This window comes from Pseudalkalibacillus sp. Hm43 (assembly GCF_054170705.1).
The window spans coordinates 1194781-1219540 of the sequence record NZ_CM135129.1; the positions used below are offsets into that span (position 1 = coordinate 1194781).

Below are 24760 nucleotides of genomic sequence, written 5' to 3' on the forward strand. Positions count from 1 at the left end.
AATGAATGAGACTGCTCAGCTAAATGAATACTTTACTTGTTAAAATACGAGTGCATCAAGGGAGTATAGTCCGGGTCCAGCCAAGCCAACTGCCACTGCTACAGCTATGATGGCGAGGTTGTATTCAAACCCGCCTTCTGTCGCCCAATAGCCATTTTGGCCGTGTACTTTCATGATGGCAATGATCATCGGGACGATCATCAAGACAGCTCCAAGTTGCGTCAGGAATCCGAAAGCGATCAAGAGTCCCCCGACCAGTTCCCCTAGACCAGCCATGAGTGCCATCGTATAACCCGGTTTAAGTCCGAGTGATTCAAAGAATCCACCTGTGCCTTGTAAACCATGTCCTCCGAACCATCCAAACAATTTTTGAGTACCGTGTGCTGCAAATGTCACTCCGAAGACCACACGAAGAATAAGTAGTGCAATATCCATATGAAAACCTCTCCTTTTTTGTATTTGTATAGTGTGTAGTTTTTTTCACTTACTTTATGTAAGTATAATATGTCATTATACTTACTTTTGTCAAGTAACTTTTAGAACTTATTTTAAGGCGAAAAAACCACAGTCCTCTTTGTACTGTGGTTAAGGTTGGTTGTTAAATTTTAGGGATGTAGGAGAAATCATTGTTCTGTAAGGATAAGTGGACCGTTCTTCGTAATGGCGACGGTATGCTCGTATTGGGCGGAAAGTTCACCATCCACCGTCCTTGCTGTCCAGCCATCCTCTCCAATATACACAAAATAAGCGCCGCAATTCAGCATCGGTTCAATCGTAATGACCATACCTTCCTCAAGCACCGGTCCCTGTTCAACCGGACCGAAATGAGGAACAATCGGAGATTCATGGATCTGCCTGCCGATCCCATGACCGATGAAATCTTTCACTACCGAATATCCTTTGTCAGTAGCGAATCTTTCGATCGCGTTCGCAATATGACCGATACGATTGCCAACTTGTGCCTGTTCAATCCCGACATAAAGGGCTTCTTCTGATGCTTTCAGGAGTGCCTCCGCCTTCTTTCCTACCTGACCGACTCGGTATGACCATGCTGAATCTGCCAACCACCCGTTCAAGTTCACGACAAAGTCGATTGTCACGATATCTCCCTCTTGTAACGGTTCATTCGTCGGAAAGCCATGGCATACGACGTCATTAACAGATGCACAAGTCGCAAAGGGATAACCTTGATACCCTTTTTGTTCAGGTGACGCGCCATGTTTCTTCAAATATTCGTCGACAAATGCATCGATCTCCTTCGTTGAGACACCTGGCTGTATCCGTTTGAAGATTTCCTTATGGCATTGGCTGAGAAGTTTGCCTGCTTCATACATATGGTTGATTTCATCTTTTGTTCTTCGGGTAACCAGATCGATCATCCTCTCTGGAAAGTAAAAAAGAGACCATTCCATTGAATCATCTCTTCATCCTATTACTAAGTATACGCCTATGTTACTCTGATATTTTCGTATTAACCGGTTTATGCAGCTTTCGCTCTAATAATTTTCCGAACAACCACAATATGACGATGACGACCGAAATTACAATCATTTTCACAGGTTCTCTGATAATGGAAAAGAAGTCATGTCCAATATAAGAAATGAAGAAGACCATGACGAGCTTTCCTAAACTGACCGCTAGAACGAATGTCAATGTGTTGACTTTAGACAAGCCGCTGACGACATTGATCAGAGCAGATGGGGTGAATGGAAAACAATATAAGACGAACAAAAGCCCAAAACCCTTCCGTTCCACCCAGGATAGCATGGATTTCGTTTTGTTGTGTTTGGTCAGGAACCGCATGAACCTTTGCTGTGCATACCTTCGAACGAGCAAAAACACGAAGACCGAGCCGAATACGGTACCGATCCAGGAAAAAAGAACCCCCCAGAAAAATCCGTAAGCAGCCGCATTCCCAGCGACAAACAAAACGAGTGGCAAGATCGGAAGAAACGCTTCCAGCATCGGTAACAATATTCCCGGAAAAGGACCAAGGTCATTGTATTCATCCAGCCATCGTAATATATCCTCTTGCGACAAATCCGTTAAGAAGTATTTGAATTTTTCCCAGTAGACACCCATGGACTTACTCCTTCAAATCAACTCTATGTTTCGTTTCTTATCATACCACTTTTTTAAAAAAGGGCGACCCAAATATTCATTTGGGTCCCCCTCTCCATTTACTTCATCAATGCTGCATAAACGGAGTCGTCTAGTTCTTTCGCTTTTTCAGGATTGTAGGTCTTCTCGTAAGCTGGCTCTTGAGTGATTTTCGCACCCCAGAACATGCTCTCAAAGACAGCTTCAACTGTAATTTCAATTTTTGCAAGCTTCAGATTGACGCCTTCCATCGTATCTTCAAGGATTTCTGCTTTCCCTTGGATGGAATATACCGTTTCAAGCCCGATGATGTTCAAAACAACACCAGGGTTCGCTTTGATATTGTCAACGATTCTTGAGTTGTTCGTCACCGAAAAACGGATGCGCTTCTCGTCGACACTCTTCACCCAAGAGATCGCGTTCACGTTCGGAGCTCCAGTTTCTGCGTCTACTGTTGCAATGTTCACCAATTTTTCACCCTGGAAAAATTCAACGAGTTCTGGTGAAAGTTCTGTAGGGATTTCATGTTTAGCCAAGTCAAAAAACTCCTTTCAAATGATACATTCTCTAAAAATAATCATATCACGCACAAGGTGAGGTGCAAGTCTGATCTCTCACATCACACCTAAATTTTTCTTACTTACAAGATGCCCTTATTCCATATCAAACAAACCGAAATGAGAAAGAAAGCTAAGGGGTATGTTGTTCCATTCCCTTAGCTTCCACTATTTCATCATGTGACGAAATCCGGTTTCCTTTGCTGTAAGACGGGTTCAGCGGTTTTCACTTCTTCCCCAGTGTGCACATCTAGCACGACAGTCGCTTCATTGAACCAACTATCCGGTGCAGCATGCCCCCAGAAGGTTGCTCTTCTCGGATCATTCAAGTCCCATCGAATCGGTTTGAAATCCGGATCACTCGTCAAGTAATCCCCTGTATACAACTCAATACGGTTACCATCAGGATCCCTCAGATAGAGGAAAAAGGCATTGGATAATCCATGTCTGCCGGGTCCACGTTCAATCGAGTGTGCATACCCCATTGAAGCAAGCACATCACAGCAATGGATGACGCTCATCGGATCGCTTAGGGCAAATCCGACATGATGGAGCCGTGGACCGATTCCATTCATGAAGGCATGATCATGAACAGTCGGTTTCCGGTGCAGCCAGGCTGCCCAGACTCGATCGTCTTCTGTCGCCGTGTACTCTGAACATCGGAAGCCAAGTTCGTCCATATAAAACGCTTGAGCCGCTTCGACGTCAGGCACCATACAATTGACATGGTCGATTCTCTGGATACGAGCACCACGGTAAAGATCGTACCGTTGCAACAACCGCTCGACGCCATCCATCTGTGCGAAAAATTCTAGCGGCAGACCGGATGGATCCTGTACACGCAGTGTTCTACCGACTGCACGTTGCGTTCCTTGCTCCATCCATTTCGGCTTCATCCCTTTGGTGGCGAAATGTTCATGCAGTAGGTCCAGATGTTTCTCTTCTCTCACTTTGTAAGCCATCGCTTGGATGCCAGGTTTGTCGGCTTTTTTCAAAACGAGGCTATGATGAACATGCTCTTCCATTCCTCTAAGGTATAAATGTTCATCGTCCCGTTCCGTCTCAACAAATCCGAGGGCATCAACATAAAAAGCTTTCGCCTTATCAAGGTTTGTCACATTCATGACAACCCTTGCAACCCGAATGATATCAAATTCCATCAGGTCACCTCCTACACATTCACGTTCTGAGCAGTCGTCGGTTTCACCCGATCAAGGAAAGATTTGACCATTTCCTTATACGGCTCTTTATTGTACACATCATAATAGACGTTTGACATTCGGATTGGATCACCGAAGAAATAGTACTCATACAATGCTTGACGACCTCCAAAGGAACTTAACGAAATGTCCCATGCGAGGCGGAATAACTGGACTTTATCATATCCGTCGATCTGTCCGCCTTGTGTATATCGATGGACGAATTCTCCGATCTCCTCACTGTTGAAGTCTTCCTGGGTCGGTGTTCCCATCAGACCGGATGCACCAAGGATCCGTACGATTTCCACCATACGCTGATACACTTTCGGGTACCAGTTACGTGCCGCATTCAACGGTGCGAAGTCTGGTGTCATGTTTCCGTACTTGTCGATGGAAGCGTTTTGTTCTGCACGGAAAAGATGTGAACGCATCGTTTCAAGAATGATCATCACTTCAGAAGCTTTTTCTTTTACATGCTGGAATCGTTCGATACCGATCGAATCGATCATGCTCAAGATGACCCCGAGGACAAATTCCGTTTTCGCCGTATTCTTCGCGATGACCTGATGCGTCATATGTACCATCGCATTGGTCTCGACATACGTACGATTACAGATTTCAGAGCTCCCAGCTACAAAAACGCGCTCCCATGGTACGAAGACATTATCGAATATGACGATTGCATCGCTTTCCTCGAAACGTGCACTCAACGGATGATCCCATTGGTTGCGCCCGACATCGAAGGATTCACGGCAAACGAACTTCAACCCCTTCGTATTGTTCGGAATCGCAAAGGCCATTGCATATGGATCATCATCGGAAGATGCTTTGTTCAACGTTGATGGGAAAACGACGATCTCATCTGTAATTCCACCTTGTGTGGCTAGCAGTCGAGCACCGTTGACGATGATTCCGTCTTTGTTCTTTTCAACGATATGTGCGGAAATGCCAGGATCCTTCTGCTCATGCTGCAATTTCGAACGGTTGACCTGCGGATGAATGAGCGTATGTGTAAGCGTGACGTCATTTTCCCGACAATAGTCATAATACTTGCGGACGTTTTCGCCGAACATCGGATCGGCTTCCGCGAAAAATTTCTCCGCTGTACCGAATGCCATGACACTCGTGTTGAGGTAGTCTGGCGTCCGTCCCATCATACCCCCGGTGTAACGTGCCCACTCTGTGAACATTCCGCTTCTCTTCTGCAGATCTTCTTTCGTTTTCGGAGCGATGAAAGACAAACCGACCTTCTCACCAGATGTCGGAGATGTATAGAGCATTTCATCGGGCTTTTCGTGTTGCAAATCCATCAATTGCCCCATGGATTGGACGACATTTTTCAAAGCCGGATGTGTTGTGACATCCTCCACCCGTTCTCCATGAATCCAAACATTGTTTTTCGCCGCTTTCAATCCTTCTATATATTCTTTACCAGTACGTGCACCCAAATCGATCCCTCCTGATTTAATGATTACCGACAAATCAGTCTCGTTGTCTCATCTAGGTCTTTTGAATTCGCCGGAGGTCGTTCATTGGTTTTGTGAAGTCGATGACGTCAGCTGCTTCTTTCCGAACTGTGGAATATGATGATCGCCCATAGCCACATGGATCACTTTCATTTCCGTGTAAAATTCGAACGCATAATGACCGCCTTCTCGCCCGATACCGGAAGACTTGGATCCGCCAAACGGGATGCGGAGATCACGTACATTCTGCGAATTCACCCAGAGCATGCCTGCTTCAACAGCTTGTGCCACTCTATGACCTTTTTTCATGTCGTTCGTCCATACATAACCTGCTAGACCGTATCGAATGTCGTTCGCAAGCTGGATGACCTGCTCTTCAGTTGTAAATGTCATGACGGATAGAACCGGTCCGAAAATCTCCTCCTGTGCAACGCGCATATCATTGTTCACATCCAAGAGCAAAGTCGGAGCTACAAAGTGCCCGTTATCAAGTCCTGTAGGGATATGGCCTTGATAAAGCTTTGCCCCTTCTTGGACTGCAATCGCCAGGTAATTTTTCACCCGGTCATAGTGTTCTCTATGAATGAGTGGACCGACTTCAGTTTCCATATCCATCGGATCACCTACGACGATGTTGGACACTCGTTCTTTCAGTTTTTCAATGAACGTTTCTGCAATCGACTCCTGGAGGAATAATCGTGAGTTAGCGGTACAACGCTCGCCATTGAACGAGAAGATGCCCCATACACATGCATCCAGCGCTCGTTCCATATCGGCATCATCAAATACGATGATCGGAGACTTTCCACCGAGCTCCATCGAGAACCGTTTCAAGCTTGCCGCACCATTTCGCATGATTTCGGAACCTGTCGTCGTTTCCCCTGTAAAAGAAATCAACTGCACATCTGGATGTGCCACAAGTGCTGCACCAGCCGTTTCACCGAATCCATGAACGATGTTGAACACTCCATTCGGCAATCCTGCTTCATCAATGATTTCAGCAAGCTTGTTGGCTGTAAGCGGTGACCATTCTGCAGGCTTCAGCACGACCGTATTCCCTGTCGCAAGTGCCGGAGCCACCTTCCACGTTTCTAGCATGAACGGCGCATTCCAAGGCGTGATCAGCCCTGCCACACCGACTGGCTTTTGCACCGTATAATTCAGAAACTCATCATCGACCTGATACGCATCTCCAACCATCCGGTTCTTCACCATTTCTGCGTAAAAACGGAAATTGGAAGCCGCACGGGACGTCATTTTCTTCGTCTGTTTGATCGGTAGTCCGGTATCAAGAGACTCCAGGTGAGCGATTTCTTCGATATGCTCATCGATCAAGTCTGCGATTTTATTGATGTATTGGAGACGCTCGCTCACCTTCATCGAGCCCCATGGACCATTTCGGAAAGCATCCTTCGCTGCATCGACCGCAAACTCGATATCTTCTTTCTGGCCTTCTGCTACCTTATTCAACACTTCCGATGTGTAAGGGCTGAGATTTTCGAATGCATTCCCCTGATGAGCGTCTTGAAATTTCCCATTGATATAGAGTTGTACGGGATCTTTAACGGTTGGTTTCTGCATGATCGGCACCTCCAGCCGTTACCTTGTCTGTTCTACCATCCAAAATTTCATTCTCAAGCGAACCTAAGTAATCGATTTCGAGACGGACCTTGTCACCTGGATGGACGTGTGAAATGCCTTTCGGTGTACCTGTCCAAATCACATCGTTTTCTTCGAGGGTCATGAACGAGCTGATGAATTCGATGAGATCATCGATTCCGTAGATGAGGTCTTTTGTGTTCCCTTGTTGACGCAATTCACCGTTTACGTAAGAACGCAATTCGATGTTGTTGACGTCTGGGATGTCTTCTTTATCAACGAAATAAGGTCCCATCGGTCCGAACGTATCATGACCTTTCGCGCGCACCGGTGGACGGTACATGTTGTTCACGAAATCACGTACGGTGACGTCATTTGCAATCGTGTAGCCTTTCACGTAATCCATCGCATCTTCTTTTTTGATGTTTCGTCCTTCTTTTCCGATGACGACCGCTAGTTCATTTTCATAGTGCATGTATGTTGCTCCATCCGGGTAATAAACTGGTGCCTTATGTCCGACGATGGAAGAGTTCGGTTTGATGAAGAGAACAGGCTCTTTCGGTTTTTCTAGGCCTAGTTCGTCCGCGTGATCCGCATAGTTAAGGGCGAGGCCGATCATTTTGTTCGGCTTGAAAGGCGCGAGCCAGGTTTCAATATCCTTCTCTTCATACACCTTGCCGGATGAAGCTGTGATTTTACCATCTTCAAATGTTCCACATTGCTCTCTACCTTCTACAATAAAACGTGCATGTTTCATTACGCATGACTCCCAACATTTTTAGATAAAAGACCATAGTGATCCAGGACAGAACGGATTTCTTTCTGCAGCTCTTCGCTCGGCAGATCCATCGGCAAACGAAGTTGTGGGTTGATTCGGTCCATCATACCGAGTGCTGCTTTCAACGGCGCTGGGTTCGTGTCTTTGAATAGGACATCGTTCAAAGGCATCAAGTCATAGTGCAGCTCCTGCGCTTTTTGCACGTCTCCGTTGATCCAGTAGTTGTACACATCGGCTACTCGACCTGGCATGACGTTGGCGGTTGCGCTTATGTATCCCGCACCACCAATTGTGAGCATCGGATAACAGAGGAGCTCGATTCCGGAATAAAGCAAGAAATCTCTTCCGCATTCCAGTAATACACGGTTCACATGTTCGAAATCTTTGTTTGATTCTTTGATTCCTATGATGTTTTCGCAGTCTTGGTTGAGACGGGCGATCGTTTTCACGTCCATATTCACGGCTGTTCTTCCTGGGATGTTATAAATGATGATCGGAATATCTACGGTGTCGGCAATCGTTTTGAAGTGTTTGTAAAGGGCGTGTTGTGAAGGCTTGTTGTAGTAAGGGACGATGACCATGGCGGCATCGGCACCGATTTCTTTCGCTTTCTTGGTGAGGTATAACGTCTCTTGGTGGTTGGTGGAACCGGTTCCTGGTACGAATGGAACGCGTCCGTTGACGGTTTTCGCTGCGGTTTCCATGACTTCGACCCGCTCTTCAAGTGTGAGTGAGCTTGGTTCTCCAGTCGTTCCTGTAACAGAAATCCCGTGCGTCCCGCTTTCAATGTGCCAATTGATCAACTCTTTCAAGGTTTCGAGATCAAGTGAATCATCCTCTTTAAACGGGGTGATGATTGGGGCAATCGATCCTCTCAATCTTTGTTTCAACTCATCAAATCTAGACATTCTTTCCTCTCCTTTATGGTTTGATAGGCTATCAATCTTCAATTAAATAGCATGTCCAACAGGTGATGAATGAATTGGATACCTCCTTCATCGTACTTAATGTCTTTGATGGTAAAAGGATTTGACCGTATTCATTTTGTGTTCTCTGACAAAAGATTCAATGACGTGGGGTTCAGCAGTAGCGTCCAGCAAGCGGATGATTTCTTCATGCTCCTCGATGGACTCCTTCGCACGGACGGGCATGAATGTCGAACCGGATCTTCTGATTGAGTCGAGCCGTTTCCATGTCGAGCGTATGTTTTCTACGAGATAGTGGTTATCGCAGTACTCATACGTCAATGCATGAAAAGCTCTGTTGTGCTTTCCGAATGAGATGAAATCCAATTCATCCAAAGCTCGCCTCATCTGCTCGTTGATGCCTTTGAGCTCAGGGATGCGCTCTTTCGGAAAATGCTGTCCGCTGATGGATGTGGCATATCCTTCAATGACCGCGAGTACAGATAAGGTCTCCAAGTACTCGTTCTCATTAATTGGAGTGACAACCGCACCGCTGTATGGTTTGAATTGAATCAAACCATCAGATTCCAGCTGACGCAGAGCTTCACGAACCGGTATCGCACTTGTTTCTATTTCTCTCGCAATCTGGTCGATGACAATCCGGTAACCGGGTCCATACGTCCCGTCCAGAATCCGGGCTCGCAGCAACTTATACGCAAACTGCTGTTTACTGGTGGGTTTCGAGTTAAGCGCTTTCATAGATTTATGATATATAAAATCATATATGATTTCAACACAAAATTCAGAATTATAACAATAGTCACAAATATAGGTAGGTGGGATGTTCTGGGAGTGGGGAATTTATTCAGTTCTCCCGGGAATCTGTTCATTCCTCCAGTGAATCTGTTCACTCCCACGGAAAAGCTGTTCACCTCATCGCAATCTGCCCAAGTCTCGAATAATTCTACCCGAACCTCAAATTATTCTGCCCAACCACCATTTCACCACCAAAGCTCCCCCCATAAGGAAGTGAATTTCAGTGAAATTCACAACCAAATAAAAAAAAGAGCTTGAGTAATCTCAAGCTCTCTCCTTATGGAAGTGGTACGATTTGGTTTTGGACGGCGAAGATGATCGCTTGTGAGCGACTCTTCACGTCCAGTTTCTTGAAGATGTTGCTGACGTGGATTTTGACCGTCTTGTCACTGATAAAGAGACGTTCTGCAATCTGCTTATTGCTCAGCCCTTCTACCAGACAGATCAATACATCTTTTTCGCGATCGGTCAGATCCTTCGCATTTTGATTCAGTTGATTTTTCTTCTGATGATAATCGACCAACTTTTTCGCCATACTCGGGTGCAGAATCGAATTGCCTCCAGCCACCTCCTGGATCGCCTCGATTACTTCCTCAGCTGGAGCATCCTTCAGGATGTAGCCATCCGCTCCTGCTTTCAATGCGGACATGAAATATTCATCATGTTTGTACATCGTCAAAATCAATACTTTGCAATCTGGATAATGCCTTTTTACCAAACCTGTCATTTCAATTCCGTTTTTATCAGGAAGATTGATATCCATCAGGATGATATCTGGTTCTGTAGCTTCAATCGTATCCAGTACTTCAGTGCCATTGGTCAGTTCCCCGACAACTGCAATATCTTCTTCAACGGCTATGATATTTTTCAGACCATCTCTTAAAATCGCATGGTCATCTACGAGCAATACTTTGATCATAATCGTTCTCCCCTACCCTATTTTGATATTGGTACAACCAACAAAATAACGGTACCAAACCTCTCAGAACTGTTGATTTTCAATGATGCATCGATTTGCTCTGCAAGTTCGTTCATATTAAGGATACCATAATGCGCATCCGTATTTGCCTTCAATAATGCTTCATATAGCCGGAATCCTTTACCATCATCCTTCACTCGTGCAATGAGATGGCCTTTGCAATAACGGAAAGTGACTTGTAAGACGGAAGCTTGAGCATGTTTTCCAGCATTTTGCATCGCTTCTGACATTATTTCGTACACATTCTGTTGGATATGGGGAGGTAGGTCCGACCTGTCACCCATGAGCTTCATCTGAACGTCTATTCCATAGTCCCGTGAGATATCCTCCCCTTTGGCTTTGATCGCTTCTTCCACCCCGAATTTTTCAGTCGGAGAAGGTCTCAAAGCGTAAATGGACTCCCGGACCTCTCCAAGACTGCCTCGCAACTTCAAGATGCTCTCGTTTACCAGGCTGGTCCTCTCTTCTCCTTCATTCACTCGTTTGGAGGATTCCAAATTCATGACAGCCCCAGCGAGCGTTTGTGCGATACCATCATGGATTTCCCGTGCGAGTCGGTTTCTCTCCTCGAGTAGAATCCGTTTTTCCCGTTCAGAGAAAAGCATCCTCGTCTTGATGATGACTGCCAACTGATTGGCAAGCGTTGAAAGAAACTGAATATCTGTCGTATGGTAAATTTGATTCTGCTCACTACCGACAAGCAAGATACCGACAGTCTCATCCTCGACTCGCAATGGGGTGATCATCACAGATCGGATAGAAGAGTACAAATATGATGACAAGTCTAATGGAATTTGTTTTTTCGTGGTATAACGGAGCGATTCATCTACATTTTCCAGCCAGTCCTCTTGAAAAACCTGCTCAACACCATCGAGGATTCCTCCGGTCTGAATCGCAACCTTCCAGGAATGACCTTCTTCTTTTATTAAAAACAATGTTGCATCCGTCTGGATGAATTCATCGATCCGCCGTTCAACTGCAGCCGTCCAATTCTCAGAAGGTAACGTTCTGTTCAGCTCCTTCGTAAGAGACACCAGCGCTTTAAGCCTTCTCTTTTCCCTGTGCTGACGACTGATGACTGCACTGATAACGGAAGCTGCAACTAACGGTGAAAAGAAGAACAAATACGAAAACACATCGACGACGCCTCTGTTCTGACTACCGAGTGCAAACATGATGAACAAGTAGCACACCGAGATCAAGACGATGATCGTCTCTTGGATCGATTTCTGCTTCCAATCTTCCCATGCATATGGCTGTGGTCGGATCCATAATACGAAATCAATCAACAAGTTGTTGATTAAATAGAAGATGAACGTAAATAAACATAAGTGCAGATAAAAATACCCGACGCCGTCGGACAAGCTCCAGCCTGTGGCAGTCAATATCCATTCCGTTAAAATATGCGTCACGACGAGTGCGATAGCCAGCTGACCTGGATTGAACCAGACAATCTGCTTCTTCCTGCGCTTAAGCAGGTTGATCCCCAGACTCACAGCAACCATCGTGAGAACGCCCATCCATACACCGTACAAAAGGACGATTGTATAGATGAGTGGAAAACTGAGAGTCGTAATCCCCTTCCAGACAGGGATCGGATAAAGCTCTGTCAACAACAGGAATAACGTCAAGAGAAGGAGCGTCATGAGATCTCCTTCCACTCCGTCAATCTGTAGCACACTATAGAAGGTCAACATCCACCCGATGATGGATAAGCCCATGATTGTCCAATTTACGTACCGTTCACGACGGTTCACGTATGAAACTTCCATCTTTTCATGCTCCTATACTTTTAACATTCTCTAGCCCAACAATCCTTTTGAAATCCAGTACCCTAATCCGAATATGAATCCCAACAACAGAAGGATGATGGCGAGCCAAGTATTATTGATTTTCATGAATAACCCTCCTATTTAATACTTCAATCCGATCCGGAATCTCAGCCAACGACCGAATGTATTCATCTGCCCATTCCGGCTTTTCATACACATCATTCTCCACCCAAATAGTCTTCAGACCTACACGTGCAGCACCCCGGATATCGTTGTCAGGATGGTCTCCTACATAAATGGCTTCAGCGGCTTTCACGTCTAAACGCTTCAAACATCGCTCAAATATTTGTTCAGCGGGCTTTTTAATCCCTTCTTCCTCCGAAATGAGGACACAATCAAAATAGTCACGAATACCGAGCGCTTCAATCGAACGGTTTTGAAAAGTCGTCAAACCATTGGTGATCAACCCTGTCTTTAAAGTGCTGTTTTTCAAATCATTCATTAAAGTATGTAATCCGTCAATCGGTACGCAATGGTCATGGAAGGTATTCTGATAATCCGCATACAACTCTTCACTAACCCGATGATCCCATTGATACCGATCTTTCAATCTGGCATACACTTTCTCCTTGGATACATATCCATTATCATCATAGTGGAGAAAATGCTTGATATAGTCATCGCCTGAAACGGCCCCATGTCCATGCAAATAGGTATCATGCTGCTGTTTAACGAACCGGCGCAATGAACTGTTCCGGTCCAATAATGTCCCGTCTAAATCGAAAATAATCGCTTTTATCATAAGAACGCTCCAATATTCATAGTACAGTATCAAGTATACATGATAGAGCATCTCGTTCATAAAAAACTCACCTGTTCTTTTCGTCCAGGTGAGTTGAGAATGTGGAAATCAATTCTGATGGTCCCGAGGATTGTGGCTCGGTTTAATTTCTTTCAACCGGTTAAGGATGTCCATTTCTTCAATGTCTTTTTTCGTTTGGGTTGTTCCCAAGTCATAGATGGTCAAATAGATCTGATTCAGCAACCGGTCATAAATCATATTGTCCCGATCAGCAGTATCCAGGACATTCGCGAAAAAGTGGGAATGCTCATAACCGATCCGGTCCTGGTTGTTCGCTTCCGCCAAAAGTTCAATCAATAAACCCGCTTCATCTTCGTTTGCTAAAACTTCGAAATCGTAACTTGATTCACCTTTCTCACTCCGTACCTCTGCATTACTGATGCCCGCTTGCAACGTTACATAATAAGGATGTCGTTCCATCAATACCACTCCCGGTCCATGCATTTTCCTTTATTGTGGGACAGAATGAATGGAATTATTCTCCTAAATGGAACAGTTTTTAGACCAAATCTAGTAAAAAAATAAATTTATGTAATATTCTGAAAACTAATTGACATCCGACTGCATATCTTAGATAATAACTAAAAGGGTTTGGGAGGAATCCTCATGAACAAACACACCTCATCATTTCAAGCTAAGATGAAAGAGCAGGCTCAACAAAGACAAAAGAGAGCCGAACAGTTTTTTGTATCCCTTGCCGCCCAACTGGTCCTTGATGAATCATTTTTTGAACACCAAAGAGAAAAGTTGTCAGTCCTGATTGACGAGGCCCTGGAACGGAATGATTATACGTCTTTTGTAGCACTGTCTGAACAGTATCAGAAATACCAGGATAATTAAATGCTTTAAAGGAGCCGACACATTGTCTGCTCCTTTTACTGTTTTTATACGGCGATCAAAGTGGCGATCATATCTTTATGACCTTCCCCACACGGAATCGTACAATAGATTTGATACTCCCCTGGCTCAAGTGTGAGCTTCACAGAGCCCTCTCCCTCAATGTTGACGGAGTCGATCCCCCTGATACCTAAACCATGGTTTCCTTCCACACTTTTGAAGTTGATCGTGATCTTCTTTCCCGCGAAGACCTTATACACCTCTTTATTAAAACTCCAATTATCAGCTTCTACATTGATAACGGTGACAGCTCGGGTGTTTTCACCGGTTTGTGCCTGTTCCTGTGCACACCCAGATATGTTGATCAAGCACATCGATAAAAATAATAAGAAAGCCATTCTGTGCACCATTATCCTTCCTCCAGCCATGCTAATAAGACATATTATGTGTATCCTCCTCCATTTTTATAACGAGTGAGCTTCTGGACAATATGTAAAAACAGGACCTATTCAGAGCAAGTAACGGCGATAAGACCGCTAGTAACTTACTTCTGAAAAGATCCCTATTACTCAATAGCATACGAACGAGACGATTTGTCGCCGGTCGATTCCGAAATATACCCACCTGTGCCCTGTCCATCGATACCCTGCTACCGATCTTCTTCCTACAAACGTTAGCCATGCCCAGAATGAATAGCCCCCTCTGAGCCAGATGTACACATACTTTCCGACACAAGGTCGGATGGCACCTGGATCGACCGCATATGTTCCTGCGTTCGCGGTCGCTTGCATGGATGCAGGTGATTGTTTAGGTGAAAATTTAGGCGGTGGTCCTGGCGGCGGTCCTCCTCCATGCGGGAATGGTGCTCCCGGCGGCGGACCTTGTTGATTCTGGCCTCCACCACCTCCGAGAATATTTTGCAATAAGGAAGAAAGCGGGTTATTCTGCCGCTGATTTGGTCGATTGTTCAAAGACACACTCCCCCTTCCATATGGGTTTCAGACTATCATATGTGTGGACACATGAGAGAGTGCTTGGCCTTCATCCTGTAAATTGGACGCACCCCAAAATAACTTGCTTTTTACGAACACTTATATAAGACATGCCCTAGGAGGGATACTGTGTCAAAATATATCGTCCATCATAAGACACGGGTGATCCATCATTCCTCATTTGTTTGTGATGCTTGTCAAATTCCAAGCTATGAACACCGTCTTAGGGAAGACACAATTGATGAAGAGTACGTTATCGATTTACTTGAAAAGTCGTCTTATCAGACCTGTCCCTATTGTATGGACCATGATACGTTGATGATTAGAAGGGAAAAACGCACAAGAATTGTGTAGAGAATTTCTATAATTGACAATTATGCTATTAATAGGACTTTGGAAGAGTTCGTTCAATTTTCATATATAATGTCTTTCTGTGGACACCTAGAAACTCAACTCAGAAAGGAAGGACATTCATATGTTTGAATTACCAAAAGAACCCCTCATACAAGATCCAATTGCCATTTTTACTTATATTGCGGTTCTCGTTGGAGGCGTTTTCATTCTTGGGGAATCGAAGAATGAAAAGTTACAGAAGTTTTTCCATTATGCGCCGCCAATCATCTGGACATACTTTCTACCGATGCTTTCAACAACATTTGGAATCATCCCATCAGATTCAACAGTATACGGTTTCGTCAGTTCCATCATCTTACCAGTAGGTCTATTATTGCTCCTGCTTTCAGCTGACGTACCTGCAACATTGCGTCTTGGACCCAAAGCCATCATCATGTTCTTAGCCGGAACATTCGGAATCGTCATCGGAGGTCCGATTGCATTAGCCATCTTCCAGCCATATCTGCCAGCAGAAGCATGGACAGGTGTAGGGGCACTTGCAGGAAGCTGGATTGGTGGATCCGCTAACATGGCTGCAATGGTCGATGCATTGGATACGCCAAAAGATATCCTTTCTCCGATGATCGTCGTCGATACGGTCGTAGGTTATAGCTGGATGGGAATTATGATTGCATTATCCGGATTCCAGCGTCAGTTCAATAAATGGAACAAAGCCGACAATGCAGTCGTTGAGAAGGTAAACGAACAGATCGGTGTCATTGAGAAAATGAAAGCTAAACCGCTTGCGGTACCTCAACTGCTTGCGATTCTCGGATTAGGATTCGGGGTGGCTTTCATTGTTGGAAAGATTGCGCAAGTGCTACCACAAGGTGCGGTATTAAACTCCACAACATGGACGATCATGATCATTTCTGCAGTCGGGATCATCTTCTCCTTCACACCAATCAAACGACTTGAAGATTATGGTGCAAGTAAGATCGGTTACGCGGGTATTTACTTGCTTCTCGGAACGATTGGTGCGAAAGCGAACTTGATGGCTGTTGCAGATGCACCTCAATATATCCTGATGGGAATCGTATGGCTTTCCATCCACATCGTTTGTATCTTTATCGCAGCACGTCTGTTACGATCTCCAATGTTCTTCGTGGCAGTTGGTTCACAAGGAAACATCGGTGGGACAAGCTCTGCACCGATCGTCGCTTCCGTATTCCAACCAGCCTTAGCGCCAGTCGGGCTCTTGATGGGGATACTCGGTAACGTCGTAGGAACCTACGCCGCGGTACTGACCGCTAAACTCGCCCAGATGGTTGCGGGTATGTAACACATCTACAGCTTTCTAGGTACAACAAAAAAACTGATTGGAAAGTGTCTGTTTACCCTGATGGGTTCAACAGGCACTTTTTTAAATCAGTTCATCCAAGTCAAGCTGCTATTCACGTTCTTTTTGATAGGCAATCAGTATGATTTCATCGTCCTCTTCACTTTGAAGATTTTTCTCGAACTTTTGGATCTTGTCCAAGGTTTCCTCAGAAAGGTGAGCCACAGGAAAGTCATTTCGCTCCATTTTCCATCCCCCTTACTCGTTCTTGTTATGTTGCATCATTTCTTTTTCACCGATTTCATCTGCTATGATGTCTTCTTCATCTTGACGACTCAAGTTCACATCCGAAGTCCCTAAAGAAGCTTCTACATTGAATAGGTTCGTTGCATTTTGATGCTCGCCACTTTCATATCCAGGATTCAGAGCTGAATCTGAATATAATTCGCGTTTCTTTTTGGATTCTTTCATTGTCCATCACTCCTAACTCAATCTTTTGTTTATCGGATCCAATCATCCTCTTTATGCGGCTTATGATCGGCTGTGATGTTTACATTACTACTAACCTTGACTTTTTTTAGCTTTTTCATACGTTTGAAGGGACTTAAAAAGGCTGACCCTGTGAGGTCAGCCTGCTGTTTGTTCATGTTTTATCCAGATTTTCTTTTCTTCTTGGAGAGTTTGTCTAGTACCCACCCTTGACCGACTTCGCAGTACCGGAGTGGTAATTCCAGTTGAGCCAAAATAGTATCTTTTCCGACAAGTTTCAGATTTCCTGTTTCATCATTCAGAATATCGATTTGCGCAGTTTCCGTCTTGGATAACGGGACGACTACATTGCTCAGTCCCTTGATCTTGAACGACTTTCCATCGAATGAAACCTTGTGACAGTTGGGAGGTTGACCTAGTTTTATCTTTTCCAAACTTGCTTCCCTCCTATTTTGGATTGACTCTATTGTATCAGATTATCACCAAGATGGAAGGGGATTTTTTGATATTTTTTAATTTTCATGCAATTGAAATATTTTTGTCAATGAGTCTCTATTTCGACATATTTTCCCAAGAATTCGGTCAGTTCTGCAATTTGTTTTTCTTTCAATTCCGCCCGATAAATCTTGTCACCAATGATGAACCGAGCAACCCCTCCTGAAGGAAACAGATGATTATCTTCGTGAAGCCCAGTGAGTATGTCGCATCGTTCTACGTCCTCCCAATGAAAGTGGAAAATCCCGACCCTGAACCCTTTCGTTCCGACCGTGATATAAATGGTGGAATACACCTGTGTAACGAACAAGCCTAAATGCATGACAAGATAAAGGATGCTAGGCAGGTTCGGAAGCTCATCAAAGAGCACGAACAATGGGAAGAAGATGATCAACACCATCTGAATGCTACGAATGACGAAGATCTGCCCTGAATCCCCACAGTTGATCAGCTTGAACTTCCCTCTCAGCTTACGGTTGAGCTGAAAGGTCCTTGCAATATATAAAATCGATAAAAGAATGAAAACGGAGATGATGCCTGTAAATAATCCGTTCAGCCATACCATATCCAAGCCCCCTTTAGTACTAGTATACCATTATCCTTGAAAATCTTAGGAGGCGATCCAATAAAAAGACTCCCCTATCCCTGGGAAGTCTCTTGGTTATCGCGATCATGATACAGTATTAAGGTTTCTGCGTATTCCAGCAACAAGATACACATGGATACTGCCCAAGCCAGAGGCGTGTTCTCATTCGGCACATTCGCCCCACCAATGTAAAGCTCAGGTACTTCTCCATTCTCAGGTATGATGTTGTCTGTCTTCCGCACGTACTCTTCCAATTTTTCCAAGTTTCCTAACTGACCATAACATAAGCCCAACCAAGGGAATCCGAAGCACCATTCCGCTTCCTGCCCTTCATTGAAATACTGGTCACCAATGTAGCGGATGCAACCATATTGCCGTTCCAGTTTGCAAGTCACTCGATCAAGGATTTGCAGCGCGGTTTCTCTCGGTACGACCTGATACGGATAAATCAGTGACAACAGGGCCAAATCCGTTTCCTTCGTCTGACTTTCTCTAGGTAACAGGAACCGTAGGGTTTCTTCCCCTTTTTTGATCATATCTTCAGGGACGTCTACGAGCATCCGCACTTCCTTCAGCCCGGCTACGCATGCTCCGACACTAGAGGCGTGCAGCTCTTGATATTCTTCCCACATGCCATTATCCTCGTCCGACCAGTACTGGACACATTCCAGATACTCGACGAGCTTCTGAACCATTTCACGATCTTTTTCGTTACGGATCATCCGTTTACCACGAGATAGACCTGCACCGATTCCCCATAGGAAACTGCCGATGGCATCGTGTTGTGCGTGTCCCCACTCCACAGGCAATTCTTTCAGGTCGGTTGAGTAGCGTGCATGGATATATTCGTAACGATAAACCGGCCGCTTCACTCTGTGAATATCGATTTTCCACTCGTAATCCTTAAATAAGTCTAATAGTGCATAGTAAGCCTTTTCATAAGTACCGTCATTTTTGTACAAATAAGGAAGTACGGTATAACAGACATCACGGATCCATACATAGGAATAATGTTTTGAAGGACTGGCAAGGTAAGCGCCATTCGAAAGCCTCATTGAGTTCAACACATCATATAATTTCGATTTTTTAATCATATGTGATCCTTCCTCTACTTTTCCCTTGTTGTTTCCTTTATTCCCAAATTCTTTGTCATTTACTCTCGAAATTTAGAATCTCTTTTTTGCTCAATCGCCTGTAATATCGTATTCAACAGCCGTCCAAATGTCAGCCCATTTGAAGTCTCCCATAGGTATTACACCTATTTTATACGTATTCCGTTTCCAAGGTCATTGTTCGTAAAAACTTGCGTCCTTCCATTTAAAAAAGAAGCCTCGCCGAACCGAACGGCAAAGCTTCTTTTCTTGTGGATCATCCGTTGGATGTTCCTTCTTTGACAGGTAGTAAATAACGTTCTTCGATGTCCTGGACGCTCAGCGGTTTTGCAAAATAGAAACCTTGCACTTCCTCACAGTGGACAGACTTCAAGAAATTCAGCTGTTCCAGCGTTTCTACCCCTTCAACCACAACCGTCAGATGGAAATGATGCGATAAATCGATAATGGCTTTGACCATCGCAATATCACTTTGGCTCTTCGGCACATCCATGATGAATGGTCTCGCGATCTTCAACTGGTTCAATGGATAATTCTTCACATAGCTAAGCGAAGAATAGCCAGTACCGAAATCATCAATAGCAATGAGCACGCCCATCTTCGCAATTTCACGTAATTGTGCAGTCAAAATCGCCTCATCGTTCATCGCTACACTCTCTGTTATTTCGATCATAAGTTTCTGAGGAGGGAAACCATATTGATCCATCAGACCTTTTAACTTGCCAGCCAGATCACCCTCTGAAAACTGTTGAGGACAAAGATTGACGCTCAGGCGAGGCGGAGCGATACCTTGCTTCGTCCACTTCATGAATTGTGCAATGGCAGTCTCAATGACAATTTCATCAATCGGGATGATCAGATCGAATTCCTCAGCTAAAGGAATGAACTCTCCTGGAGAGATGAAGCCCCGAACTGGATGCTGCCATCTTACAAGTGCTTCGACTCCTGAAAGTCGTCCATCATGTATATCGAATTGAGGTTGATAATAGACGATGAATTCATTTCTCTTGATAGCCGAGTGAAGTTCGCTGAGCAGCTCCATCCTTCCGACTAACTCTTCGTCCATTTCTGGTGAATAGAAGACGATTTTGTTTTGACGTTCCTCTTTCGCTTTGTACATGGCGAGGTCGGCATGCTTCATCAGATCTTCAATGGATTCACTGTTATCCGGATACAGCGAAATGCCGATGCTCAATGTAATCGTCAACTCTTTATCCTGGATATAGAAAGGTGTTTCCACCGTATCTAACAGATCTTGAGCAAGCTTCACTACATCATCTTCATAGTAGACCCCGTCCAGTACGACCGCAAATTCATCTCCTCCGTGTCTAGCAAGGAAAGTATCCTTTGGAAGCTTTTGCTGGAATCGTTCAATGATTTCTAGAAGGAGCTGGTCCCCGATAGCGTGACCGACCGTATCGTTGATATGTTTGAGACGATCGACATCAATGAAGACAAGTGCAACCATGGAACGATCCTGAACCGCATCTAGTGTTTTCCATTCGATCATCTGCTCTAAATATCTCCGATTCGGCAGCCGGCTGAACGTATCGTGGCGGGCAATGTATTCAATTTGCTTGAAGGCATTCTCCAGATCTCGATGAGAATCCGTCAATTCCCGGGTGCGTTCTCCGATTTTCTTTTCTAACTGCTGATTGAAGATCTTCAAACGCCTGACCAACGACTGATTTTGAATGACCGTAATTAGATCACGACCGATTACCAATATGATTGTGACAATCATCCCGACGAAGAGGACATCATTGTTCCGATACTTGAAAACGAACTCGTAGACGAGGATCAGAACTCCAGCATACTGAATGACTGGACGAATGATCTCCCAATGCGAATAGCTGATTGTGAACAACTTCTTCTGCTTTTTTCGGTTACTCGCTTCTTTTTTCGTAAAGGAAGAAGCAATGGTGAACATCCCTAATCCATATAAAATCAGATATTTTTCACGAAAAAGTGTTCCGTCCAAGGAATCGATCACCAGTAAAACGTTAGACAACGCACAAATGGACAACCCTACTAATAGACCGTTCAAAACAGGTCTTTTGATAGGCTTGTCGATTACAAGCAATAAGGTCCCTAAGATGAAGAGAACGTATAAAGCACCTAGTGGATAGATTGTTTCAAATAGGAACTGATCGTTATCCACATAATTTTGATAAGTGACGAACCAGATGGAACCGAAAACCGTAAGGGATATATGTAAGTCGAACAACAAGTAACTTAGTTGGAAGTTCGAACGAACCCTCTTCAATACGAGTGCCAAACCGATCGATAATAAAAGGATGTGGGCGATCCAAAGGATGTCTGGTAAGATCCTGAGATCTCCCTCTTCAACAGGTGTGAAGAACCGGATGAACTCTGCTATGCTGACGACTATGATACTAGCAGCAGTATACAGGGCAATGATCTTTTTCACTCGTGTTCCAAAATGGGCTCCTTTATATAAAAACCATAAGCTTGCAACCATCAACATTCCGAAAATGAAAATCGTCAGGTGATTGGCATCGACCAGGATGGGTTGATAGTTTGCGAATAGGATGAAAAGTATCAATAAGATTGCTGAGATTAAGCTTTGAATCCGCGTCGAAGTCATACGAATTGCCCCCATATTGAGCTCATATATGTATATGTATCGACAATTATCGACGGCATGTTTAGCAATCTTTTAAATATTTTTCTCATTGGATTGGTATTTCTCATCCATCCATAGAGTGATAAACTACATATATCATCCGTCGAACAGGGGGGCATACCATGAAGCAAGAACCCGTCATCAACCCGTACATAGCGATTTTCATAGGCGTGTTATCCGTCTCCACATCCGCTATATTGGTCAAATTAGCAACCGCTCCTGCACCGATTATTGCAGGTTACCGATTATTCTTTACAACACTACTCATGCTTCCGATCATATTGATTTACTTCAGAGAAGATTTCAAACGAATCAGTAAGAGAGATCTGCTGTTTTGTCTGTTTTCTGGTATCTTTCTCGCTTTTCACTTCATTCTTTGGTTTGAATCATTGAACTACACATCGGTTGCCAGTTCGGTCGTCCTAGTCGCTTTGCAACCGATTTTCGCATTCATAGGGACCTATATTTTCTTCAAGGAAAAATTGACTATGAAGGCTTTCTTAGGTGGAGGTTTAGCGATTGGTGGAAGCATACTGATCAGCTGGGGAGATTTCAAGATCAGCGGAATGGCTTTGTTCGGTGACCTGCTTGCTTTACTGGGCGCAGTTGCGGTTACAGTATATTATCTGTTCGGGCAAACTGTCCGGAAGAGGCTTCACATCATGACATATACCTTTCTCGTTTACGGCATGGCGACGGGTACGCTGTTCATTTATTGTGTCGGTCTCGGTTATGAGTTCGGTCCTTATCCGACACAAGATTGGATTTACTTCCTGTTGTTGGCGATTTTTCCGACCTTGCTTGGACATTCGATTTTCAATTGGGCATTGAAGTATGTCAGTACTACCGTCATTTCCATGAGTATTTTAGGTGAACCGATCGGTGCTTCCATATTAGCGTATTTCCTATTAGGAGAGATTGTACGATGGGAGCAGCTTACAGGTGGCCTCATCATCCTCGTCGGTATCTATATCTTTTTAAGACGTCGTCGTCTCAAGGATTCAAATACCAAGGCGGATTTGTCTAAAGAGGAAGTACATCAGCATGGGTAATTTTTTTCGTAGTATTCTTCTCGCTTATATCTTGATAGGAGTCGCTTTTCAGTCGGATGCCTACTTTTGGATCGTATTCCCTCTTGTACAAGGGGTATTACTATTGTTCGCTTTGGTGATCAAGAGCGCGCAATTAAGGTTCCCATCCTTTAAGCAATGGGGAATAGCGATTGTGAGCGGCATCGGGATCTATGGACTTTTTGCAATCGGGAAGGTTCTGATTTTGGCAATCGTGCCTTCGATGTTTGAAAGCTTGAAAGACTTGTACGGATTGATTCAACCGAAGTCCATTTGGCATACGATCCTCGTTTTTGTGTTGATCATCCCGGCTGAAGAATGGTTTTGGAGAGGGTATGTACAAACGAGGTTACAAGGTTCGACCCCCTATCGGGTGTTCCTATCTGTCAGCCTATATGCTCTTGCCCATCTGGCTTCAGGCAGCATATTACTCGTTCTTGCCGCCTTTTTTGCAGGGTTGATCTGGGCGTACCTTTATGAATATTCGAAATCGATCATCGTCCCGCTCGTTTCTCATCTTGTTTTTGACATATTGCTGTTTGTGGTTTTTCCACTGTTATAGAAAAAGAGATTGGCCGCTGCCAATCTCTTTTTTACTATGTTTTATGTGGAATCATTGCGGTAAGGAAGTCCTATCAGATTATTTCTGGATTGTGAGCGGCAAGTACTTGTTCACTTCGCGAATCGTTCCATCTTTGCGATAGATGACGTGCTCATATCCCTTCTGTTGCGCGCGATGCTTAGCAACTTCAATTGCATCCTGCTGAGTAAGATGAGTACTAGAGGATCGGTAATTCCCGTCTAAAATATTTGCCCATTTCTTTCCTCTCTTTACGGTTACAATCATTCTAGACATGTTCCCACATCCTTTTCGATTTATTTAAGGTACTTTTATCCTATCACAGCTCTAAGCCCCTTTGTATTGGGAAAGTTATCGTGTTTTAAGGTGCAAAAAACATGTAATTTATCATGGATTTTCCCAAATCGAATCGGTTGTCGAGGAAGAAAGTTCGATTTTACCAACATAAAGAGAGTCTGATGAAGAAACACGCATCCGCATGATCCGGCTTGAATTCAATCCGGATTCCATCTGGATTCACCTGTACATTGAATTCTGTATGAACACCTTTTGACTTGATCAACTTTATGACTTCATCGGTTTTATTCAGCTCAGCTGCCTTTTTCAAGTCATGAGCGAAAGGTTTATCTTGTGAGATTGCTTTCAATAAAGCGTTGAGTTCCTGGGTTGGCACGAGGAAACTTTCTGCTGAGTACATCATAAGAGTGACATCGTCGGGATCCGTGGTCCCCATCGGAATCCTCGGAAACCATTCCCCCCAGCCGGTATAACCATTCCAATCGGCATACTCCAAGTGCATCACTTCCTTCTTTTTCACAATATTCTATTGTCTTGTACATGTTTCAGCTTCAGTTCAGGTGCTGGAATTCGGAATATAGATCGTTTGTGGTTATTTCCCATAAAAATTGCGTTATTTCCAATAAAAATCGAAAATTATAGATCAGAATCGGCGTTTTTCCATAAAAATCAGAAATTATAGCTCAAAACACAAAAAAAGACCCGGCATCGACCGGGTCTTCTCCTGATTAATTTCTTACTTCACATCGTAGCCTTGTTCTTCTACGGCGTTTTTCATATCCGATTCAGAGACCTTTCCTTCTTCGTATACGACAGAAGCTTCTCTTCTTTCCAAATTCACATCTACGTCTTGCACACCGTTCAACTCTTTCAATGCGCTCGTTACAGCAGATTTACAGTGATTGCATGTCATTCCTTCAACTTTCAGTGTTTTTTCCATCTCATCATTC

30 protein-coding genes are annotated in these 24760 nt (G+C 44.2%); 5 read left to right on the forward strand and 25 right to left on the reverse strand.

What is annotated here, in order from left to right:
• Positions 1–39: 39 nt before the first annotated feature.
• The 14 genes from ACXQIQ_RS06285 to ACXQIQ_RS06350 form a co-directional block, all read right to left on the reverse strand.
• On the reverse strand, positions 40–435 hold the full coding sequence (locus tag ACXQIQ_RS06285) for a DoxX family protein (protein ID WP_226547776.1): 396 nt from the start codon (positions 433–435) through the stop codon (positions 40–42).
• A gap of 188 nt (positions 436–623) precedes the next feature.
• Complete coding sequence (gene map, locus ACXQIQ_RS06290) at positions 624–1370, reverse strand: type I methionyl aminopeptidase (protein WP_439301924.1); 747 nt, start codon at positions 1368–1370, stop codon at positions 624–626.
• Between the two features lie 82 nt (positions 1371–1452).
• Positions 1453–2082 carry a TVP38/TMEM64 family protein gene (locus ACXQIQ_RS06295; protein WP_439299617.1) on the reverse strand — a complete coding sequence of 210 codons (630 nt, stop codon included), beginning with the start codon at positions 2080–2082 and terminating at the stop codon, positions 1453–1455.
• 98 nt (positions 2083–2180) lie between these two features.
• A complete protein-coding gene (locus tag ACXQIQ_RS06300) occupies positions 2181–2636 on the reverse strand; it encodes a pyridoxamine 5'-phosphate oxidase family protein (RefSeq protein WP_439299616.1) in 456 nt (151 codons plus the stop codon).
• A gap of 197 nt (positions 2637–2833) precedes the next feature.
• The gene (gene hpaD, locus ACXQIQ_RS06305; RefSeq protein WP_439299615.1) at positions 2834–3817 is read right to left on the reverse strand and encodes a 3,4-dihydroxyphenylacetate 2,3-dioxygenase; all 984 of its coding nucleotides are present in this window, start codon (positions 3815–3817) and stop codon (positions 2834–2836) included.
• A gap of 11 nt (positions 3818–3828) precedes the next feature.
• Complete coding sequence (gene hpaB, locus ACXQIQ_RS06310; protein ID WP_439299614.1) at positions 3829–5304, reverse strand: 4-hydroxyphenylacetate 3-monooxygenase, oxygenase component; 1476 nt, start codon at positions 5302–5304, stop codon at positions 3829–3831.
• An 81-nt stretch (positions 5305–5385) separates the two neighbouring features.
• The gene (gene hpaE, locus ACXQIQ_RS06315; RefSeq protein WP_439299613.1) at positions 5386–6903 is read right to left on the reverse strand and encodes a 5-carboxymethyl-2-hydroxymuconate semialdehyde dehydrogenase; all 1518 of its coding nucleotides are present in this window, start codon (positions 6901–6903) and stop codon (positions 5386–5388) included.
• On the reverse strand, positions 6884–7678 hold the full coding sequence (locus tag ACXQIQ_RS06320; RefSeq protein ID WP_439299612.1) for a fumarylacetoacetate hydrolase family protein: 795 nt from the start codon (positions 7676–7678) through the stop codon (positions 6884–6886). The genes hpaE and ACXQIQ_RS06320 overlap by 20 nt, the downstream gene beginning before the upstream one ends.
• Positions 7678–8607, reverse strand: coding sequence for a 2,4-dihydroxyhept-2-ene-1,7-dioic acid aldolase (gene hpaI, locus ACXQIQ_RS06325; protein WP_439299611.1), 930 nt, complete (start codon positions 8605–8607; stop codon positions 7678–7680). The genes ACXQIQ_RS06320 and hpaI overlap by 1 nt, the downstream gene beginning before the upstream one ends.
• 96 nt (positions 8608–8703) lie before the next feature.
• Positions 8704–9363 carry a GntR family transcriptional regulator gene (locus tag ACXQIQ_RS06330; protein ID WP_439299610.1) on the reverse strand — a complete coding sequence of 220 codons (660 nt, stop codon included), beginning with the start codon at positions 9361–9363 and terminating at the stop codon, positions 8704–8706.
• Between the two features lie 334 nt (positions 9364–9697).
• The gene (locus ACXQIQ_RS06335; RefSeq protein ID WP_439299609.1) at positions 9698–10339 is read right to left on the reverse strand and encodes a response regulator; all 642 of its coding nucleotides are present in this window, start codon (positions 10337–10339) and stop codon (positions 9698–9700) included.
• A 17-nt stretch (positions 10340–10356) separates the two neighbouring features.
• Positions 10357–12171, reverse strand: coding sequence for a GAF domain-containing sensor histidine kinase (locus ACXQIQ_RS06340; protein WP_439299607.1), 1815 nt, complete (start codon positions 12169–12171; stop codon positions 10357–10359).
• A gap of 112 nt (positions 12172–12283) precedes the next feature.
• On the reverse strand, positions 12284–13033 hold the full coding sequence (locus ACXQIQ_RS06345; RefSeq protein WP_439299606.1) for an HAD family hydrolase: 750 nt from the start codon (positions 13031–13033) through the stop codon (positions 12284–12286).
• A 48-nt stretch (positions 13034–13081) separates the two neighbouring features.
• Positions 13082–13453: a hypothetical protein gene (locus ACXQIQ_RS06350; protein ID WP_439299605.1), complete on the reverse strand. Its 372-nt coding sequence runs from the start codon at positions 13451–13453 to the stop codon at positions 13082–13084.
• Between the two features lie 186 nt (positions 13454–13639).
• On the opposite strand from ACXQIQ_RS06350, the gene ACXQIQ_RS06355 reads away from it, so the two are divergent.
• On the forward strand, positions 13640–13873 hold the full coding sequence (locus tag ACXQIQ_RS06355; protein WP_439299604.1) for an IDEAL domain-containing protein: 234 nt from the start codon (positions 13640–13642) through the stop codon (positions 13871–13873).
• A gap of 44 nt (positions 13874–13917) precedes the next feature.
• On the opposite strand, the gene ACXQIQ_RS06360 is transcribed toward ACXQIQ_RS06355, so the two are convergent.
• Both ACXQIQ_RS06360 and ACXQIQ_RS06365 read right to left on the reverse strand, forming a co-directional pair.
• Complete coding sequence (locus ACXQIQ_RS06360; RefSeq protein ID WP_439299603.1) at positions 13918–14280, reverse strand: cupredoxin domain-containing protein; 363 nt, start codon at positions 14278–14280, stop codon at positions 13918–13920.
• A 159-nt stretch (positions 14281–14439) separates the two neighbouring features.
• A complete protein-coding gene (locus tag ACXQIQ_RS06365; protein ID WP_439299602.1) occupies positions 14440–14841 on the reverse strand; it encodes a transporter in 402 nt (133 codons plus the stop codon).
• Positions 14842–14991: 150 nt separating this feature from the next.
• Between ACXQIQ_RS06365 and ACXQIQ_RS06370 the strand changes: the two genes are divergently transcribed.
• Positions 14992–15216, forward strand: coding sequence for a hypothetical protein (locus ACXQIQ_RS06370; RefSeq protein ID WP_439299601.1), 225 nt, complete (start codon positions 14992–14994; stop codon positions 15214–15216).
• 121 nt (positions 15217–15337) lie between these two features.
• Positions 15338–16537 carry a DUF819 family protein gene (locus ACXQIQ_RS06375; protein ID WP_439299600.1) on the forward strand — a complete coding sequence of 400 codons (1200 nt, stop codon included), beginning with the start codon at positions 15338–15340 and terminating at the stop codon, positions 16535–16537.
• A 108-nt stretch (positions 16538–16645) separates the two neighbouring features.
• Here ACXQIQ_RS06375 and ACXQIQ_RS06380 read toward each other — a convergent pair whose 3' ends face one another.
• The 6 genes from ACXQIQ_RS06380 to ACXQIQ_RS06405 form a co-directional block, all read right to left on the reverse strand.
• The gene (locus ACXQIQ_RS06380; protein ID WP_439299599.1) at positions 16646–16780 is read right to left on the reverse strand and encodes a hypothetical protein; all 135 of its coding nucleotides are present in this window, start codon (positions 16778–16780) and stop codon (positions 16646–16648) included.
• A gap of 12 nt (positions 16781–16792) precedes the next feature.
• Positions 16793–17005 carry a hypothetical protein gene (locus tag ACXQIQ_RS06385; protein ID WP_439299598.1) on the reverse strand — a complete coding sequence of 71 codons (213 nt, stop codon included), beginning with the start codon at positions 17003–17005 and terminating at the stop codon, positions 16793–16795.
• 179 nt (positions 17006–17184) lie between these two features.
• Positions 17185–17457 (reverse strand): hypothetical protein, encoded by a 273-nt coding sequence (locus ACXQIQ_RS06390; RefSeq protein WP_439299597.1) that lies wholly within the window; start codon positions 17455–17457, stop codon positions 17185–17187.
• 107 nt (positions 17458–17564) lie between these two features.
• Positions 17565–18083 carry a hypothetical protein gene (locus tag ACXQIQ_RS06395; protein ID WP_439299596.1) on the reverse strand — a complete coding sequence of 173 codons (519 nt, stop codon included), beginning with the start codon at positions 18081–18083 and terminating at the stop codon, positions 17565–17567.
• Positions 18084–18157: 74 nt separating this feature from the next.
• Positions 18158–19198, reverse strand: a complete 1041-nt coding sequence (locus tag ACXQIQ_RS06400; RefSeq protein WP_439299595.1) for a glycoside hydrolase family 15 protein — start codon at positions 19196–19198, stop codon at positions 18158–18160.
• A 274-nt stretch (positions 19199–19472) separates the two neighbouring features.
• Positions 19473–21824: a putative bifunctional diguanylate cyclase/phosphodiesterase gene (locus tag ACXQIQ_RS06405; protein ID WP_439299594.1), complete on the reverse strand. Its 2352-nt coding sequence runs from the start codon at positions 21822–21824 to the stop codon at positions 19473–19475.
• Positions 21825–21985: 161 nt separating this feature from the next.
• On the opposite strand from ACXQIQ_RS06405, the gene ACXQIQ_RS06410 reads away from it, so the two are divergent.
• Positions 21986–22915: a DMT family transporter gene (locus ACXQIQ_RS06410; RefSeq protein ID WP_439299593.1), complete on the forward strand. Its 930-nt coding sequence runs from the start codon at positions 21986–21988 to the stop codon at positions 22913–22915.
• The gene (locus ACXQIQ_RS06415) at positions 22908–23495 is read left to right on the forward strand and encodes a CPBP family intramembrane glutamic endopeptidase (RefSeq protein WP_439299592.1); all 588 of its coding nucleotides are present in this window, start codon (positions 22908–22910) and stop codon (positions 23493–23495) included. Before ACXQIQ_RS06410 ends, ACXQIQ_RS06415 begins: the two co-directional genes overlap by 8 nt.
• Before the next feature lie 78 nt (positions 23496–23573).
• Here ACXQIQ_RS06415 and ACXQIQ_RS06420 read toward each other — a convergent pair whose 3' ends face one another.
• The 3 genes from ACXQIQ_RS06420 to copZ all read right to left on the reverse strand — a co-directional run bounded on the left by ACXQIQ_RS06420 (position 23574) and on the right by copZ (position 24750).
• Positions 23574–23789: a DUF2188 domain-containing protein gene (locus ACXQIQ_RS06420; protein ID WP_226547800.1), complete on the reverse strand. Its 216-nt coding sequence runs from the start codon at positions 23787–23789 to the stop codon at positions 23574–23576.
• 160 nt (positions 23790–23949) lie between these two features.
• Positions 23950–24312 carry a hypothetical protein gene (locus ACXQIQ_RS06425; RefSeq protein ID WP_439299591.1) on the reverse strand — a complete coding sequence of 121 codons (363 nt, stop codon included), beginning with the start codon at positions 24310–24312 and terminating at the stop codon, positions 23950–23952.
• A gap of 234 nt (positions 24313–24546) precedes the next feature.
• Positions 24547–24750: a copper chaperone CopZ gene (copZ, locus tag ACXQIQ_RS06430; protein WP_439299590.1), complete on the reverse strand. Its 204-nt coding sequence runs from the start codon at positions 24748–24750 to the stop codon at positions 24547–24549.
• Between the last annotated feature and the right edge of the window lie 10 nt (positions 24751–24760).

Coding starts and splice junctions, on each gene's coding strand:
- ACXQIQ_RS06410 (WP_439299593.1), top strand. CDS start 21,986: ATGAAGCAAGAACCCGTCATCAACCCGTACATAGCGATTTTCATAGGC.
- ACXQIQ_RS06395 (WP_439299596.1), bottom strand. CDS start 18,083: ATGGTATGGCTGAACGGATTATTTACAGGCATCATCTCCGTTTTCATT.
- ACXQIQ_RS06360 (WP_439299603.1), bottom strand. CDS start 14,280: ATGGTGCACAGAATGGCTTTCTTATTATTTTTATCGATGTGCTTGATC.
- ACXQIQ_RS06420 (WP_226547800.1), bottom strand. CDS start 23,789: ATGTCTAGAATGATTGTAACCGTAAAGAGAGGAAAGAAATGGGCAAAT.
- ACXQIQ_RS06345 (WP_439299606.1), bottom strand. CDS start 13,033: ATGAACGAGATGCTCTATCATGTATACTTGATACTGTACTATGAATAT.
- ACXQIQ_RS06415 (WP_439299592.1), top strand. CDS start 22,908: ATGGGTAATTTTTTTCGTAGTATTCTTCTCGCTTATATCTTGATAGGA.
- ACXQIQ_RS06405 (WP_439299594.1), bottom strand. CDS start 21,824: ATGACTTCGACGCGGATTCAAAGCTTAATCTCAGCAATCTTATTGATA.
- ACXQIQ_RS06380 (WP_439299599.1), bottom strand. CDS start 16,780: ATGGAGCGAAATGACTTTCCTGTGGCTCACCTTTCTGAGGAAACCTTG.
- hpaE (WP_439299613.1), bottom strand. CDS start 6,903: ATGCAGAAACCAACCGTTAAAGATCCCGTACAACTCTATATCAATGGG.
- ACXQIQ_RS06340 (WP_439299607.1), bottom strand. CDS start 12,171: ATGGAAGTTTCATACGTGAACCGTCGTGAACGGTACGTAAATTGGACA.
- ACXQIQ_RS06285 (WP_226547776.1), bottom strand. CDS start 435: ATGGATATTGCACTACTTATTCTTCGTGTGGTCTTCGGAGTGACATTT.
- hpaD (WP_439299615.1), bottom strand. CDS start 3,817: ATGGAATTTGATATCATTCGGGTTGCAAGGGTTGTCATGAATGTGACA.
- ACXQIQ_RS06375 (WP_439299600.1), top strand. CDS start 15,338: ATGTTTGAATTACCAAAAGAACCCCTCATACAAGATCCAATTGCCATT.
- ACXQIQ_RS06335 (WP_439299609.1), bottom strand. CDS start 10,339: ATGATCAAAGTATTGCTCGTAGATGACCATGCGATTTTAAGAGATGGT.
- copZ (WP_439299590.1), bottom strand. CDS start 24,750: ATGGAAAAAACACTGAAAGTTGAAGGAATGACATGCAATCACTGTAAA.
- hpaI (WP_439299611.1), bottom strand. CDS start 8,607: ATGTCTAGATTTGATGAGTTGAAACAAAGATTGAGAGGATCGATTGCC.
- ACXQIQ_RS06355 (WP_439299604.1), top strand. CDS start 13,640: ATGAACAAACACACCTCATCATTTCAAGCTAAGATGAAAGAGCAGGCT.
- ACXQIQ_RS06425 (WP_439299591.1), bottom strand. CDS start 24,312: ATGCACTTGGAGTATGCCGATTGGAATGGTTATACCGGCTGGGGGGAA.
- ACXQIQ_RS06385 (WP_439299598.1), bottom strand. CDS start 17,005: ATGAAAGAATCCAAAAAGAAACGCGAATTATATTCAGATTCAGCTCTG.
- ACXQIQ_RS06330 (WP_439299610.1), bottom strand. CDS start 9,363: ATGAAAGCGCTTAACTCGAAACCCACCAGTAAACAGCAGTTTGCGTAT.
- ACXQIQ_RS06350 (WP_439299605.1), bottom strand. CDS start 13,453: ATGGAACGACATCCTTATTATGTAACGTTGCAAGCGGGCATCAGTAAT.
- ACXQIQ_RS06400 (WP_439299595.1), bottom strand. CDS start 19,198: ATGATTAAAAAATCGAAATTATATGATGTGTTGAACTCAATGAGGCTT.
- ACXQIQ_RS06295 (WP_439299617.1), bottom strand. CDS start 2,082: ATGGGTGTCTACTGGGAAAAATTCAAATACTTCTTAACGGATTTGTCG.
- ACXQIQ_RS06320 (WP_439299612.1), bottom strand. CDS start 7,678: ATGAAACATGCACGTTTTATTGTAGAAGGTAGAGAGCAATGTGGAACA.